Origin of the sequence: Cryobacterium sp. TMS1-20-1, from assembly GCF_004402355.1 — a bacterium.
Taxonomy (GTDB): Bacteria; Actinomycetota; Actinomycetes; order Actinomycetales; family Microbacteriaceae; genus Cryobacterium; species Cryobacterium levicorallinum.
The window spans coordinates 67,590-82,520 of record NZ_SOGF01000037.1; the positions used below are offsets into that span (position 1 = coordinate 67,590).

A 14,931-nucleotide genomic window follows, 5' to 3' on the forward strand; every position below is an offset into this window, starting at 1 on the left:
GATGATCCCGCCCGTGACCGCGCCCAGGGCACGCCTCATGAGCCCACTTCCGGCACTCACCATTGACCTCATCGTGCTCGCGGGCGGGCGTGGCAGCCGCCTCGGCGGCGTGCTCAAACCCGCAGTCGAGGTGGCCGGGCGCACTCTGCTCTCCAGGGTGCTCGACGCCCGACCGGTCGCCCGGCACACCGTCGTTGTCGGCCCGCCCGCAGCGGTGCCCGCCGCCGACACGCCTCGACTCGCCGCGCACCCCGCACCCTCAACATCTGTACCTGCACCCGCACCCGCACCCGATCTCGCGTCGCCCACGGCCACGGCCCTAAGCCCCGCAGCCGCAACGCCCGCAGCCGGAACCGCCACGCCGCCCGCACTGATCTGGGCACTCGAAGACCCACCGTTCGGCGGCCCGGTAGCCGGAATCGCGGCCGGCCTCGCCGCGCTCGAGGCGCACGGCGCAGCACACGTCGAAGTACAGTGCGACGCACACGGCGCGACCAAGGTCGAAGCGAACGTTGACGAGCCCGCCACCTGGCTGCTCGTGCTCGCCTGCGATCTTCCGTGGGGAGCGGATGCTGCGCGCCTGCTGATCACCGCGGCATCCGCTCTGGAGGAGATCGGTGAACAGACCGACGGCGTGCACCTCACCGATTACACCGGCCACGCCCAGTGGCTCGCCGGAATCTACCGGGCGCCCGCCCTGCGCGCGGCCGTGGACCGCCTCGGCGATCGCGTCAACGGCGCCAGCATGCGCAACCTACTGTCGGGGCTGAAGCTCATAGGGCTGATGGACGAATCTGAAACCGGGGTCGACGTCGACACGTGGCAGGATGTTGAGAGCAGCACCGCGCGTTTGACCGGTGCACCCGAAGCACGACCCGAGGAGTGACCAGAATGAGTTCAGCACCGCTGCCTCCCGAAGCGCTCGACGACTGGCTGACCGCCCTCGCCGACCGGCTCCAGCTCGATCCGGCCGACGTGCCGGTCGGCGACCTGCTCGACGTGGCCCGCGACGTGGCCCACAATGTGGCCCGGCCGGCTGCACCACTCAGCACCTTTCTGATCGGCCTCGCAGCCGCGAAGAATGGGGGTAGCGGTTCCGCAATTGAGGCCGCCTGCGCCGCCGCGAGCGAACTGGCCCTCGACTGGACTCCCGAAAAACCGTGATGGCGACACTGCGGTTCTTCGCCGGAGCGGCCGAAGCCGCCCAGACCGAAACGGCCACGCTCGATGCCGGCACGATCGGCGAGCTGCGCGCCGAGCTCGGCGAACGCTACGGCAGCGAGTTCGTGCGCGTGCTCGGCCTCTGCTCGCTGCTGGTGAACGGCGCCCGCGCCGCCGATGACACCGTTGCGCTCGCGCCGACCGACACCGTTGACGTCCTCCCGCCCTTCGCCGGCGGCTAAGTACCAGCGGCTCCCCGCATAACTGCGGAGAATTTCGCCCAACGGCCCCGATCAGCCGCCGAAACAGCGATCTCCGCGATTCTGAACGGCACCCGCGAAGTAGCGCTGTCGGCGAGGCTACAAACCAACCCAGGAGTGCGTTCCGTCGACCTCGTATTGCTTCTTCCAGATCGGGACCTCTGCCTTGACGGCCTCGACGAGGGCTTCGCAGGCCGCAAAGGCGTCGCCGCGGTGGGCGCTCGCGACCGCAGCCACGAGGGCGAGGTCGCCGACCTCGAGGTGTCCAATGCGATGACTGACCGCCAATACGACCAGCGGATGCTGCGCCAACACCCGCTCGGCAATCTCACCGATAATGCGCCCCGCGTCGGGATGCGCGCTGTAGTCCAGGCCCGTGACGCGCCCGAGCGCATCGGGATCATGGTCCCGCACCTGTCCGATGAACGTCACCACGGCACCGTGGGAAACGCCCGAAACGGCCGAAACGTGCTCGGTGACGTCGAGCAGCGACTCGGTGACACGGGCGAAGCCGAGCGATGCGCGGCCCACACCCGAAGAATCCGCGTCCGAGAAATCCGCGTCCGACGCAGGTGCCCCCATCAGTGATCGCCGCCGTCGAGCTGGTCGATGATGTGCCGCACGAGCGGCGCGAGTATGGCCACACCGTCCCGCACCGCGCCAACTGAACCCGGCAGGTTCACCACCAGGGCTCCGTTGTTGCCGACCGAATCGGCGATGCCGGCTATGCCGCGGGACAGCACCGCGGTGGGAATCGTCGCGACGCTGATCGCGCGCATCCGCTCGGAAATGCCCGGAAGAATCGTGTGCAGCACCGTCGCCGTGCCCTCGGGCGTCAGGTCGCGCGCCGATACGCCCGTGCCACCGGTCGTGACGACCAGGCGGGAGCCGTCAGCGAGCGCCGCCGAAATAGAGCCAGCCACACTTTCAATTCCGTCGGGGACGACCCGGGGCGGCCCGCACGGAATGCCGACCTCGCCGAGCGCATCGACGACGGCCGGGCCGGACCTGTCTTCGCGTTCGCCGCGCGAACAGCGATCAGACACGGTGATCACGACGGCCCCGAGTTCGGCCCCAAGTTTGAGCTGAGTTTTCACCGTTCTACAGTACCGCGGCCCGCCCGGGGAGAAGCGGATGCCGGCGACCCCCAACTCAATCACCTTGGTCGACGGCAAGCTCGATCAACGGAGGGGTGCGACCGCGGACGCGATCGCGCCGGGCCGCCGGCATCCGCTTCGCTCCGAATCATTTTTCACGGCGTTTGTGCGATGCGTCGGCACCGGCAAGCGAACAAGCTGGCTACTAAGCGGGCCTGCTGCCCGACCAACCAGCCGAGGAAACCATGTCAACCGTCTCACCACCACGCGTCACGTCCACGCTGAAGCCGGACCTCTCGAACTGGGATCCGGAAAACGAAGAGACCTGGGATTCACACCTCGCCTGGCGTACCCTGTGGATCACCACGTTCAGCATGACCCTCGGCTTCGCGGCCTGGTATCTGGTCAGCGCGATCGCTCCGCGGCTGAACGACATCGGCTTCGACCTGAGCACCAGCCAGCTGTACTGGCTCGTCGCGCTGCCCGGCCTGGCCGGTGGCCTGCTGCGCCTCGTCTTCATGTTCCTGCCGCCGATTCTCGGCACCCGCATCCTCGTCGCCCTCTCCAGTGCGCTCCTTCTGCTGCCCATGATCGGCTGGACCATGGTCGCCCGCGACGTGTCGACGCCGTACTGGGTGCTGCTCGCGCTCTCCTTCGCAGCCGGTATCGGCGGCGGCAGCTTCTCCGGTTTCATGGCTTCGACCAGCTATTTCTTTCCCAAGCGCCTCGCCGGAACGGCCCTCGGCCTGCAGGCGGGGCTCGGCAACTTCGGCATCGGACTGATCCAGCTGCTCACCCCCTGGGTCGTCGGCTTCGGCCTGCTCGGCACCGCGGTGCTGACCCCGGAGAGTGACTCGAACGGCGAATTGGTCTGGCTGCACAACGGCGGCCTCGTGCTCATCCCCTGGGTGCTGCTCGCGGTCGTCCTCGCTCTCATTTTTCTACGTAAAGTGCCGATCAAAGCGAACTTTCGACAGCAGATGGACATCTTCAAGGTCAAGCACACCTGGATCATGACACTCATCTACCTCATGAGTTTCGGCGCGTTCAGCGGCCTGGCGGCCCAAATGGGCCTCATCATCCTCAACCTCTACGGCGACTTCCCCGATGCACCCAACCCCCTCGCCTTCGCCTTCATCGGCCCGGTCGTCGGCGCCCTGGTGCGTGCGGCCTCCGGCCCGCTCTGCGACCGGTTCGGCGGTGCCATCTTCACCTTCATCGGCGGCGCCGGCATGGCCGTCGGCACCCTGGTCACGGTGTTCTTCCTCACCCCGACCAGCGTCGACGAGTTCAAGGGCTTTCTCACCGGCATGATCACCATCTTCTTCTTCTCCGGCCTGGCCAACGCCGGAACGTTCAAGCAGATGCCGATGATCTTCCCCAAGCGCCAGGCCGGCGGCGCGATCGGCTGGACCGCCGCGATCGCCGCCTTCGGCCCATTCATCGTGGGAATGGCCCTCACCGCCATGAGCCCGACCACCTTCTTCATCGGCTGCACGGTATTCTGCGTGCTCTGCACGGGCCTGGCCTGGTTCTACTACGCCCGCCCGGGCGCACCCAACCCGAGCTGACTCTCGACTCCCACCCGGAGCCCCCTCCTCCTCCAGCGGGGGCTTCGGGTCTTTCCCGGCCCAGGGCCATACTGAACCGATGAGCACACACGACGACGCTGACTCGATCGACGATGCAGCAATCGGCGGCAACCCGATTGGTGGCGACCCAGCCTGCTGGCTCGAACAGGTCTGCCCGGAGTGCGGTGCATTCGTTCCGGGCGAGCTGCCCGCCACCTGCTGGCGCTGCGACACCCTGGTCGCACCGAGCTGAAACCTGGCATCCTCTTTTAAACGGATGCCGTCCCGCCGTCCCGCCGCCCCGCGGGCAGCCACCGTTGGGCGATGGCGGTCTCGAGCGATCGCGCGGGTGATGCGCCGCTGCGCGGGAGGCGCAACACCCACGCACTGGCGCAACTCCAGCGCGACGCGTGGCGCTGGAGTTTTGGCCAGTCCCGAACTCCCGCGCACTGGCGCAAGTCCCGCGTAGCGCGCGCGGCCGGCACAGCCGCACCTCGACCAAACCGCCAAACCCTCGTACAGTCAGAGCACACCCCCGAGGAAGGACCACACATGGCCGACCAGCAGAATTTTGTGATTGTGGGGGCGTCCCTCGCGGGGGCGAGCGCTGCCCGAGCCTTGCGCGAAGAAGGCTTCGACGGGGAGATTCACCTGATCGGAGCCGAGGAACACCGTCCGTACATTCGCCCGCCGCTGTCGAAGGACTACCTGGCTGGCACGGCCGAACGCGACTCCGTCTTCGTGCAGAGTGCGAGCTGGTACCCCGACCATGAGGTGCAGCTGCATTCCGGCACCCGGGCGGTGAGCCTCGACCTCAGCGCGCACCTCCTCGATACCGACGACGGTGCGCAACTGAGCTACGACCGGCTGCTCCTGACCACGGGCTCCCGGCCGCGACGCCTGACGGTGCCGGGTGCAAACCTCGGCGGAGTGCACTACCTGCGCACCCTCGACCACTCCGACCTGCTGCACTCCGTTCTGGCTGACGGCGGCAAGCGACTCGTAGTCGTGGGATCCGGTTGGATCGGCCTGGAGGTCGCCGCAACCGCCCGCACCCTCGGCAACGAGGTCACCATCCTGGAACGTGGCCCGGTACCGCTTGCTGCGGCGCTGGGCGACGAGCTCGGCGACCTGTTCGCGAGTCTGCACGAGCGCAACGGCGTGGTCATCCGCCGCTCCGTGACCGTCGAAAGCCTGGTCGGAACGGATGGCCGGGTCACCGGGGTGCTCCTGGCCGGCGGCGAAACCGTGCCGGCCGACCTCGTTCTGGTGGGCATCGGTGCGGTTCCGAACGTCGAACTGGCCGAAAAGGCCGGGCTCGCAGTCGACAATGGAATCCTGGTCAGCGCGAGCCTGGAAACCAGCGATCCCCACGTGTTCGCGGCGGGCGATGTGGCCAACGCGGAGCATCCGCTTATTGGGCAGCGGCTGCGCAGCGAGCACTGGGCGAATGCCCTGAACGGCGGTCCGGCCGCGGCCCGAGCGATGCTCGGCCAGAGCGTTTCGTTCGATGCCATTCCCTACTTCTATACCGACCAGTTCGACCTCGGCATGGAGTATTCCGGATTCGGCATCTTGACCGACGGCGCCGAGCTGGTCTACCGCGGCAACCGGGATTCCCGCGAGTTCATCGTGTTCTGGCAGCAGACCGGCCGCGTCGTCGCGGGCATGAACGTCAACGTCTGGGACGTCAATGACACCGTTCAGGCTCTGATTCGTCGGGGCGAGCCGGTCGATCCCGCTCGCCTCGCCGACGAATCCATTCCCCTCGACCAGGTCTAGGCTTCGCTGGTCGAGGCCACGAGTCGGTCGAGGCCACCAGTCGGTCGAGGCGCCAGGAACGAGCGGTCGAGATCCACGCATGATCGCGATCGCTCGCTAGCTCGCTCCTCGCTCAACGAGCAGCGCGAGTGAGCTAGGCCCGCGTGTCGGCCAGCTCGCTCGGCGCCGACTCCGCGGCGGCGTCGTCCGTGAACGGCTGCGCGGTGCGCGGGGCGTTGTAGAGCGTCTCGTCCAGGATGCCCTGGCGCTTGGCCACAATCGTGGGCACGAGCGCCTGGCCAGCGACGTTGACAGCGGTGCGGCCCATGTCAATGATCGGGTCGATGGCCAGCAGCAGGCCCACCCCGGCCAGCGGCAGTCCCAGCGTGGACAGGGTCAGCGTCAGCATGACGACGGCGCCCGTGGTACCGGCAGTCGCTGCGCTCCCCAGCACGGAGACGAGCACGATCAGCAGATACTGGGTGAGGTCCAGCTGAATGCCGAAGAACTGGGCCACGAAAATGGCGGCGACGGCCGGATAGATCGCCGCGCAGCCATCCATTTTGGTCGTGGCTCCGAGCGGAACGGCGAAGGATGCGTAGGCGCGGGGTACACCGAGGCTGCGCTCGGTCACGCGCTGGGTCAACGGCAGGGTGCCGATGGAGGAGCGCGACACGAACCCGAGCTGCACCGCCGGCCACACGCCGGAGAAGTACTGCCTCACGGACAGCCCGTGCGATTTGACCAGCACCGGGTAGACGACGAACAATACGAGTACCAGGCCGATGTAGATGGTGACCGCGAACTTGCCGAGCGACCCCATGGTGTCCCAGCCGTAGACCGCAACCGCGTTGCCGATCAGGCCGATCGTGCCGAGCGGCGCGATTCGAATGATCCACCAGAGCACCTTCTGAATAACCGCCAGAGCGGATGCGTTCAGGTTGAGGAAGGGTTCGGCCAGCTTGCCCACCTTCAACGCCGCGATTCCCACAACAATGGCGATGACCAAAATCTGCAATACGTTGAAGCTGATGTTGGTGGTCGCGGTGCCGTCAACGACGCTGGTGCTCGCGCCCAGACCGAGGAAGTTCTTCGGGAACAACCCGGTCAAAAAGGCCCACCAATCGCCGGTTCGGCCGGAGTACTCGCCGGTCTCGGCCATGCCGGTTCCTGCACCCGGTTTGATCAGAACGCCCAGGCCGATACCGATCACAACGGCGATCAGCGCGGTGATGGCGAACCAGAGCAGGGTGTTCCAGGCCAGCTTCGCCGCGTTGGATACCTGGCGCAGATTGGCGATGGAGCTGACCACGGCCGTAAAGATGAGTGGCACGACGGCCGCCTGCAGCAGCGAGACGTAGCTCGATCCGATGATTTTCAGCGTGGCGCCGAGACCGGTCGGGCTCTCTTCGGTGCTACCGGTGTATTTGGCGAGCAGCCCAAGGCCCAGGCCAATAATGAGTGCGGCGATGATCTGAACGCCGAAGGAGCGTACCCATTTGGGGATTCTGCTGGTGCTGACGCGATCTGCTGAAGTCACTAGTACGACACTTTCTGTTGCCATTCGTGGTACCGCGCACGCTCGACTGCCCCGTTCCCCGGGCCGGCCAGTACTCGTTGAGGCGAGTGTTCGCGTGTGGGCGGCTCTAGCTGCAAGCCCAAATGGCGGCGCACTATTCCGCTTCGGCCCATTGTGGCAATACGCCGATTACTCCGCGAGGTACTCCGCGAGCACTCGAGCGTGGTTCACGTGCGGGTCCTTGGCTCCGTAGACCAGGGTTGTGACACCCTCGGCGATGAGCGCGCGCAACGCCGCGACCGCCACCTGGGTCGCCGCCACAGAGTCGAGTTCGGCGCGATAACGCAGCGCAAACTCATCCATTCGCTCCGGGTCGTGCTTCCACCAGGTGCGCAGCTTCGGCGACGGCGCGACATCTTTGAGCCACTCGTCGAGCTTGGCGCGCTCCTTCGAGACACCGCGCGGCCAGAGTCGATCAACCAGCACCCGGCATCCGTCGTCAGTGGATGCCTCGTCGTACACCCTCTTAATACGCACCATGAAAACAGCCTACTTTCGTGTGCGTTCGAGCGGGCGTTCGCTCTTCTCCCAGCCGCGCCGCGGCGGCCGCGACCCGGCACCGCGGGGGTCATCGCGCGAACGGTAAACGACGTAAGGGCGAACGAGGTAGCCGAGCGGCGCCGAGAACACGTGCACCAGCCGGGTGAACGGCCAGAGCAGAAACAGCGTCGTCGCGGTGAGCACGTGCAGCTGAAAGAAGAACGGCACGTCGCTCATGAGCGAGGGATCGGGCTGAAAGCCATACAGCGAGCGGATCCACGGCGAAATCGACCCACGATAGTCGTAGCCGCCGCCGAAGATTTGGTACAGCACCGTCGCCGTGGTGCCACACAAGATCGTGCTGGCCAGGAACACGTACATGACCTTGTCCATGACCGTCGTGACGAGCAGCACCCGTTTGGTCAGGCGTCGCCGGTAGATCAAAATGGCGAGGCCAGCCACCGTGAGTACGGCCGCAAAGGTTCCCAGCCAGGTCGCCCCGAGGTGATAGATATGCTCGGTCACCCCGAAGAACTCGAGCCACGGCTTCGGGATGAACAGGCCGACGACGTGCCCGCCGATCACCATGAGCATGCCGTAGTGGAACATCGGCGAGCCCCAGCGCAGCAGTCGGTTCTCGTAGGTCTGGCTCGATCGCGACGTCCAGCCGAACTGGTCGTAGCGGTAGCGCAGCAGATGCCCGACCACGAACACACCGGAGGCGGCGTAGGGAAAGGCGACCCAGAGAAGGTAATCCCAGGCGGTCATACTCTCAGTACCCATTTCTATCTGGCCTCATTCGCGTGCACGGAAAACGGCTTCAAATTGCCGAGGTAGGTCATGCCGACCGTCTCGGTCGGCGGCCCCTCGTTGACGAGGTCCAGGTAGCGTTCGCGGGTTTCATCATCGATCTCGGGCAACGACAGCGACACGGCGCGCACCAGGTGCGCGTACGGGCTATCGAATTTCTCCAGCGCCGCACGCAGAACCTCGATGCCGTCGCGGTGCGCGGCGAGTAGTTCCTGAGCGATCGGCGAGTCCGACAGCGCCGAGAACTCCAGCACCATCGGCAGGTAATCCGGCAGTTCGTCGGCGTCGACCTGCCAGCCGGCCGCCCGATACGCCTCGACAAAACGCACCAGCGCCATGCCGCGGCGACGAGTATCGCCGGCCGCGTAGTAGGTGAGGTACGGGCAGCATTTGCGCTTCAGATCGAAGATCGCGGTGAAATGGGTGGCGAGCTCCTGCTCGCTCCAGCCGTCGATCGCCGTGAAGAACGCGACGAACGCCTCCCGCAGCGGTTCGGGCAGTTGAATAACGCCTGAACGCACCAGCGAAAACTGCCGCTGCCGCTGGGGCGTGGGGTAGTCCAGCAGAATCGACGCCGCCATGTGCGCGATAACGCCGTGCTCGGGCGTGAGCGGCACGGCTGCCATGAACCGCGGGGCCACCTTCGGCGCCCGAAAGCCGAAATTCACCCGCGCAGCGAGTGCCGCAGGAAGGCGGGTGGCGGCGCTCATGCCGCGCTCCCGGCATCCGCTTTGGGCGGGAACATGCCCTTCGGCACCCCGCCACCAGTCCAGTTGAGCAGGTTGACCCGGCCAGGGGTCACTGGGCGGGTCTTGATGATCGGCGAGTCGCCGACCATCTGGTTGTAGTTGTCGACGGTCGCGTTCAGCGGCATGCCGGGGGTATTGCTGTACGGGCCCGCGGGGCCGGCGTCGCCGCCGTTGTGCGGGCCGGCGTGCTCGCGCGGGCCGCCCATCCCTGGGCCGCCGTCATTGGAGAGCGAGCAGCCGAGCTCGTCGAGCTCCCGCGCGGTCTCAACGTGCGCCTTCGGAATGACGTAACGGTCTTCATACTTGGCGATCGCGAGCAGCCGGTACATGGCCGTGATGGTCTCGCCGGTCATGCCGACAGCGTTCGGGATGCGCTCGTCTGGCTCGTTGCCGAGGTTGATGCCCCGCATATAGGCGCGCATCGCGGCGAGCTTGCGCAGCGACAGCTCGACCGGAACGACGTCGCCGGCCGAGAACAGCCCGGCGAGGTATTCCACCGGGATGCGCAGTTTGTCGATCGCGGCGAACAGGGTGCGCGCGTCTTCGCCGTCGCTGCCGGAGTTGCTCACGACGTCGACGACCGGGGACAGCGGGGGGATGTACCAGACCATCGGCATGGTGCGGTATTCCGGGTGCAGCGGCAGGGCGATCTCGTACTCGGAGATGAGCTTGTAGATGGGGCTGTTCTGGGCGGCTTCGATCCAGTCGTCGGCCATGCCCTCCGCCATGGCGGCGGCGATGACCTCGGGATCGAACGGGTCGAGAAAGCAGGCACGCTGGGCGTCAAGCAGGTCGTGCTCGTTTTCGATCGAGGCCGCTTCGAGCACCGCGTCGGCGTCGTACAGCATGAGGCCAAGGTAACGCAGACGTCCGACACAGGTTTCGGAGCAGATGGTGGGCTTGCCCTGCTCGATCAGCGGGTAGCAGAGCGTGCACTTTTCGGCCTTGCCCGTTTTGTGGTTGAAGTACACCTTCTTATAAGGGCAAGCGGAGACGCACATGCGCCAGCCGCGGCATCCGTCTTCGTCCACAAGCACGATGCCGTCTTCTTCACGCTTGTACATGGCGCCGGAGGGGCAGGCGGCGACGCAGGCGGGGTTCAGGCAGTGCTCGCAGATGCGCGGCAGGTAGAACATGAAAGTTTCTTCGAACTCCATCTTCACCTTCTCGCTCATCGTGGCGAGGATCGGGTCCGAGCTCGCGGTCTCCTGCGAGCCGCCGAGGTCGTCGTCCCAGTTGCCCGACCATTTGATGTCGATGTCCTGGCCGGTCAAGAGCGATTTCGGGCGGGCGACCGGGCTTTGGGTGCCGGCCGGAGCCGTGGTGAGCATGTCGTAGTCGTAGGTCCACGGCTCGTAGTAGTCGTCGATCTGCGGCAGGTTGGGGTTGTTGAAGATCTGCGAAAGCTTCTTCAGCCGTCCGCCGGCCTTGAGCCGCAGCCGGCCGCGCTTGTTGCGTACCCAGCCGCCCTTCCACTTCTCCTGGTTTTCGTATTCGCGCGGGTAGCCGAGGCCGGGCCGCGTCTCCACGTTGTTGAACCAGGCGTACTCGACGCCGGTGCGGTTGGTCCACACCTGCTTGCAGGTGACCGAGCAGGTGTGACACCCGATGCACTTGTCGAGGTTCATGATCATCGACATCTGGGCCATGACACGCATTAGTAGTCCACTTTCTGGCTGCGACGACGAATCACGGTGACCTCGTCGCGTTGGTTCCCGGTCGGGCCGAGATAGTTGAAGGCGAAGGACAGCTGGGCGTAACCGCCGATCAGATGAGACGGTTTCAAGAGGATGCGGGTGAGCGAGTTGTTGGTCCCGCCACGTATACCGCTGGTTTCGGCCACCGGCACGTTGATCGTGCGGTCCTTCGCGTGATACATGTACACCGTGCCCTCCGGCATGCGGTGCGACACGATCGCCCGCGCCACAACGACGCCGTTGCGGTTGTACGACTCGATCCACTCGTTGTCGCGCACTCCGATCTTGTCGGCGTCCTGCGGGCTCATCCAGATGGTCGGCCCGCCGCGGGACAGCGAGAGCATGAGCAGGTTGTCCTGGTATTCGGAGTGGATCGACCACTTCGAGTGCGGGGTCAGGTAGCGCACGGCGACCTCGGCGTGTCCGGTCGGGGCCTTACTGGTCGCGCCGACGATGGAGTCGTCGAACAGGCGGTGCATATCGAGCGGCGGCCGAAAGATCGGCAGCTGCTCACCCAATTCGATCATCCAGTCGTGATCGAGGTAGAAATGCTGGCGTCCGGTGAGGGTGTGCCAGGGCTTCAGATGTTCGACGTTGATGGTGAAGGCGCTGTAGCGGCGACCACCGTGCTCTGAGCCGGACCATTCCGGGGAGGTGAGCACCGGGACCGGCGCGCCCTGGACATCCGGGTAGGAGAAGCGCCGACCCTCGTTGTCGCTGGCCAGCTGGGCCAGCTTCACACCGGTGCGTTCCTCGAGCTGCCGAAAACCCTGGGTGCCGAGACGACCATTGGTCGTTCCCGAGAGCGCGAGCACCATTTCACAAGCATGAATGGCGGTCGACAGTCGCGGACGGCCGGCGGCCGGGCCGTCAACCACGAGACCGTTCTTCTTGCCGAGGTAGGCAACCTCAACGTCGGGGTTGAATTTCACTCCCTTGGTGACCATGCCGAGCTTTTCGGTGAGTGGCCCGAGCGCGCCAAGCTGCGCGGCGAACGCCGGGTAATCACGTTCCACCACGACGAGCTTCGGCATGGTGACACCGGGGATGAGCGGCTGGTTGTTCAGCACGGTGCCGTGCGGTGTGGCCATGCCGTCGGGGGTGTCGTGTTGCAGAGGCGCTGCGACCAGGTCTTTGCGCACGCCGAGGTGCGTGACGGACATCTCGGAGATCTTGGCGGCGAGCACGTGAAAGATGTCGAAGTCGGTCTTGGCCTGCCACGGCGGCGCGATCGCGGGGTTGAACGAGTGAATAAACGGATGCATATCCGTCGTCGAGAGATCGTTTTTCTCATACCAGGTGGCCGGCGGCAAGACCACGTCACTGTAAATGGTCGTAGAGGTCATGCGGAAATCGCTCGTGACCAACAAGTCGAGCTTGCCTTCCGGCGCACTCTCATGCCATTTCATGGTCTGCGGGCGGCGCGCCGGCATGGACTCGACGGCGCGCACGGCGGACGGCGCCCCGAGCAGGTGCTTGAGAAAATACTCATTGCCCTTACCCGAGGAGCCGAGCACGTTGGCCCGCCACACCACGAGCACCCGCGGAAAGTTCTCGGGCGCGTCCGGGTCTTCGCAGGAGAACTCGAGCGAGCCGTCCTTCAACGAATCGACGACGTACTCGGCCGGTTCCTGACCAGCGGCGATCGCGTCGTCGACCAAGTCGAGCGAGTTGCGGTTGAAAGTGGGGTAGCTGGGCATCCAGCCGCGCTTAGCCGATTCGACCATGGTGTCCGCGGTGGTGCGTCCCTTGAATATCCCGGCGCCGAGCGGGCTGGCGAGGGTGTCTGCGCTCAGGCCGTCGTACCGCCACTGGTCGGTGGCGAGGTAGAAGAAGCCGGTGCCGATCATCTGGCGCGGCGGCCGCACCCAGTCCAGTCCGAAAGCGTACTGGCCGTACCCGGTGAGCGGACGCACCTTTTCCTGGCCGACATAGTGGGCCCAGCCGCCGCCATTCACGCCCTGGCAGCCGGTCATGGTGGTGAGCGCGAGAAAGGCCCGGTAGATGGTGTCGGAGTGGAACCAGTGGTTGGTGCCGGCGCCCATCAAAATCATCGACCGGCCCTCGGAGTCCTCGGCGTTCTGCGCGAATTCCCGGCCGATGCGCGCCGCGGCCTGCCACGGCACCGAGGTGATCTCCTCTTGCCAGGCGGGGGTGCCTGGAGTGGAGGCGTCGTCGTAGCCGGTTGGCCACTCCCCCGGCAGGCCGTCGCGGCCGACGCCGTACTGAGCGAGCAGCAGGTCGAACACGGTCGTCACGAACACACCGGCGACCTCGCGCACGGGCACGCCGCGGCGCACGATGCCGGCGGCTCCGGCGTGCTGCTGGGCCTCCTGCTGCCCGGCGGGGCTGTCAACATCGGGCGTTTCGTCGAAGCGGGGCAGGTCGATCGCGACAGAGCGACCGTCGTAGTCGGGGGCATCCGCTATGGAAAGGAGTGGGTCGCGGCCCTCGAGGTCGAGGTTCCATTTGCCCTTGTCGGCCTCGCTGAACCGGTGCCCGATCGACCCGTTCGGCACGAAGGCCTCACCGTTCTCGTCGAGCATGACCGTCTTGAAGGCTGCGCTTGAAACGGATGCGTCGGTGCCAGGCAGCGCGTCGGCCGTCAGAAACTTGCCGGGAACCCAGGCATCCTGGCGCGGAACGAGCGCGATCAGGTAGGACGAGTCGCTGAACTTCTTCATATAGTCGACGAAGCGCGGGGTGCGGCGGTCGACCAGAAACTCCTTGAGCACGACGTGGCCCATGGCCAGGGCGAGGGCACCGTCGGTTCCGGGGTGCACGGCGAGCCACTCGTCGGCGAACTTGGAGTTGTCGGCGTAGTCGGGCGAGACGGTGATGACCTTCTGGCCGCGGTAGCGGGCCTCGACCATGAAATGCGCATCGGGGGTGCGGGTGACGGGAACGTTGGAGCCCCACATGATGAGGTAGCTGGAGTTCCACCAGTCGGCCGATTCGGGCACGTCGGTCTGGTCGCCGAACACCTGCGGGCTGGCGACGGGGAGGTCGGCGTACCAGTCGTAGAACGAGAGCATGGTGCCGCCGAGCAGCGAGATGAAGCGGTTGCCGACGCCCTGCGACACGATCGACATGGCCGGAATCGGGCTGAAGCCGACCACCCGGTCTGGCCCGTACTGCTTGATGGTGTGCACGTGGGCGGCGGCGACGATCTCGGCGGCTTCGTCCCAGCTGGCCCGAACCAGGCCGCCCTGGCCGCGGGCGCTTTTATACTGGCGGGCAGTTTCGGGGTTGCCGGTGATCTCAGCCCAGGCCAGCACGGGGTCACCGAGACGGGCCTTCGCTTCGCGGAAGAGGTTCAGCAGTACGCCGCGAACGTAGGGGTACCGCACCCGGGTGGGCGAGTAGGTGTACCAGCTGAACGCGGCGCCGCGGGGGCAGCCTCGGGGCTCGTATTCGGGTGAATCGGGGCCAACACTCGGATAGTCGGTCTGCTGGGTTTCCCAGGTGATAATGCCGTCCTTGACGTACACCTTCCAGGAGCAGCTGCCGGTGCAGTTCACGCCGTGGGTGCTGCGCACCTCTTTGTCGTGGGTCCAGCGGTCACGGTAGAACGCGTCGGCGGCGCGGCCGCCGGTCTTGAACACGCTGCGCAGGTCCTCGCTGGTTTCGCCGCGACGCAGAAAGCGACCGAGCTTGAGCAGCGAATCGGCGACCGGACCGTCGGTACCGGGCTTGCTGGTGGTGCTCGTTGTGCGTGTTTTCACGGCTGCCCCTTGCCTGCCGGGGAATGCCGAAGCGCTATTCC

14 protein-coding genes are annotated in these 14,931 nt (G+C 66.1%); 6 read left to right on the forward strand and 8 right to left on the reverse strand.

Going from position 1 to position 14,931, the window contains the following annotated elements; translation table 11 throughout:
• Position 1 precedes the first annotated feature (1 nt).
• Genes E3O45_RS08205 through E3O45_RS08215 form a run of 3 tightly spaced genes read left to right on the forward strand, consistent with a single transcriptional unit; the run spans position 2 to position 1,403 of the window.
• The gene (locus E3O45_RS08205) at positions 2–886 is read left to right on the forward strand and encodes a molybdenum cofactor guanylyltransferase (protein WP_134442960.1); all 885 of its coding nucleotides are present in this window, start codon (positions 2–4) and stop codon (positions 884–886) included.
• 5 nt (positions 887–891) lie between these two features.
• Complete coding sequence (locus E3O45_RS08210) at positions 892–1,164, forward strand: DUF6457 domain-containing protein (protein ID WP_134442961.1); 273 nt, start codon at positions 892–894, stop codon at positions 1,162–1,164.
• On the forward strand, positions 1,164–1,403 hold the full coding sequence (locus tag E3O45_RS08215) for a MoaD/ThiS family protein (protein ID WP_092448272.1): 240 nt from the start codon (positions 1,164–1,166) through the stop codon (positions 1,401–1,403). Before E3O45_RS08210 ends, E3O45_RS08215 begins: the two co-directional genes overlap by 1 nt.
• 117 nt (positions 1,404–1,520) lie before the next feature.
• Here E3O45_RS08215 and E3O45_RS08220 read toward each other — a convergent pair whose 3' ends face one another.
• Together E3O45_RS08220 and E3O45_RS08225 are read right to left on the reverse strand one after the other, a co-directional pair.
• Positions 1,521–1,952 (reverse strand): molybdenum cofactor biosynthesis protein MoaE, encoded by a 432-nt coding sequence (locus E3O45_RS08220; RefSeq protein WP_134469628.1) that lies wholly within the window; start codon positions 1,950–1,952, stop codon positions 1,521–1,523.
• 50 nt (positions 1,953–2,002) lie between these two features.
• Complete coding sequence (locus E3O45_RS08225; RefSeq protein WP_092448274.1) at positions 2,003–2,518, reverse strand: molybdenum cofactor biosynthesis protein B; 516 nt, start codon at positions 2,516–2,518, stop codon at positions 2,003–2,005.
• Positions 2,519–2,763: 245 nt separating this feature from the next.
• On the opposite strand from E3O45_RS08225, the gene E3O45_RS08230 reads away from it, so the two are divergent.
• The 3 genes from E3O45_RS08230 to E3O45_RS08235 all read left to right on the forward strand — a co-directional run bounded on the left by E3O45_RS08230 (position 2,764) and on the right by E3O45_RS08235 (position 5,871).
• Positions 2,764–4,089 carry an MFS transporter gene (locus tag E3O45_RS08230; protein WP_134442963.1) on the forward strand — a complete coding sequence of 442 codons (1,326 nt, stop codon included), beginning with the start codon at positions 2,764–2,766 and terminating at the stop codon, positions 4,087–4,089.
• Positions 4,090–4,168: 79 nt separating this feature from the next.
• The gene (locus tag E3O45_RS17515) at positions 4,169–4,342 is read left to right on the forward strand and encodes a hypothetical protein (RefSeq protein ID WP_166789438.1); all 174 of its coding nucleotides are present in this window, start codon (positions 4,169–4,171) and stop codon (positions 4,340–4,342) included.
• A gap of 299 nt (positions 4,343–4,641) precedes the next feature.
• Positions 4,642–5,871 (forward strand): NAD(P)/FAD-dependent oxidoreductase, encoded by a 1,230-nt coding sequence (locus E3O45_RS08235; protein WP_134442964.1) that lies wholly within the window; start codon positions 4,642–4,644, stop codon positions 5,869–5,871.
• Between the two features lie 133 nt (positions 5,872–6,004).
• On the opposite strand, the gene E3O45_RS08240 is transcribed toward E3O45_RS08235, so the two are convergent.
• The 6 genes from E3O45_RS08240 to E3O45_RS08265 form a co-directional block, all read right to left on the reverse strand.
• The gene (locus E3O45_RS08240; protein ID WP_370450344.1) at positions 6,005–7,390 is read right to left on the reverse strand and encodes a dicarboxylate/amino acid:cation symporter; all 1,386 of its coding nucleotides are present in this window, start codon (positions 7,388–7,390) and stop codon (positions 6,005–6,007) included.
• 168 nt (positions 7,391–7,558) lie between these two features.
• Entirely contained in the window at positions 7,559–7,909 is a 351-nt protein-coding gene (locus E3O45_RS08245; RefSeq protein ID WP_134442966.1) for a DUF488 domain-containing protein, read from the reverse strand.
• A 9-nt stretch (positions 7,910–7,918) separates the two neighbouring features.
• Positions 7,919–8,677 (reverse strand): respiratory nitrate reductase subunit gamma, encoded by a 759-nt coding sequence (gene narI / locus E3O45_RS08250; protein ID WP_134442967.1) that lies wholly within the window; start codon positions 8,675–8,677, stop codon positions 7,919–7,921.
• Between the two features lie 17 nt (positions 8,678–8,694).
• A complete protein-coding gene (gene narJ / locus E3O45_RS08255; RefSeq protein WP_241978808.1) occupies positions 8,695–9,429 on the reverse strand; it encodes a nitrate reductase molybdenum cofactor assembly chaperone in 735 nt (244 codons plus the stop codon).
• A complete protein-coding gene (narH, locus tag E3O45_RS08260) occupies positions 9,426–11,126 on the reverse strand; it encodes a nitrate reductase subunit beta (RefSeq protein WP_134442968.1) in 1,701 nt (566 codons plus the stop codon). Before narH ends, narJ begins: the two co-directional genes overlap by 4 nt.
• Positions 11,126–14,890 carry a nitrate reductase subunit alpha gene (locus E3O45_RS08265; protein ID WP_134442969.1) on the reverse strand — a complete coding sequence of 1,255 codons (3,765 nt, stop codon included), beginning with the start codon at positions 14,888–14,890 and terminating at the stop codon, positions 11,126–11,128. Before E3O45_RS08265 ends, narH begins: the two co-directional genes overlap by 1 nt.
• Positions 14,891–14,931: the final 41 nt, after the last annotated feature.

Bases quoted from the DNA above. Each gene is read 5' to 3' on its own strand.
- E3O45_RS08205 (WP_134442960.1), top strand. From the start codon at position 2: ATGATCCCGCCCGTGACCGCGCCCAGGGCACGCCTCATGAGCCCACTT.
- E3O45_RS08210 (WP_134442961.1), top strand. From the start codon at position 892: ATGAGTTCAGCACCGCTGCCTCCCGAAGCGCTCGACGACTGGCTGACC.
- E3O45_RS08215 (WP_092448272.1), top strand. From the start codon at position 1,164: ATGGCGACACTGCGGTTCTTCGCCGGAGCGGCCGAAGCCGCCCAGACC.
- E3O45_RS08230 (WP_134442963.1), top strand. From the start codon at position 2,764: ATGTCAACCGTCTCACCACCACGCGTCACGTCCACGCTGAAGCCGGAC.
- E3O45_RS17515 (WP_166789438.1), top strand. From the start codon at position 4,169: ATGAGCACACACGACGACGCTGACTCGATCGACGATGCAGCAATCGGC.
- E3O45_RS08235 (WP_134442964.1), top strand. From the start codon at position 4,642: ATGGCCGACCAGCAGAATTTTGTGATTGTGGGGGCGTCCCTCGCGGGG.
- E3O45_RS08245 (WP_134442966.1), bottom strand. From the start codon at position 7,909: ATGGTGCGTATTAAGAGGGTGTACGACGAGGCATCCACTGACGACGGA.
- narI (WP_134442967.1), bottom strand. From the start codon at position 8,677: ATGACCGCCTGGGATTACCTTCTCTGGGTCGCCTTTCCCTACGCCGCC.
- narJ (WP_241978808.1), bottom strand. From the start codon at position 9,429: ATGAGCGCCGCCACCCGCCTTCCTGCGGCACTCGCTGCGCGGGTGAAT.
- narH (WP_134442968.1), bottom strand. From the start codon at position 11,126: ATGCGTGTCATGGCCCAGATGTCGATGATCATGAACCTCGACAAGTGC.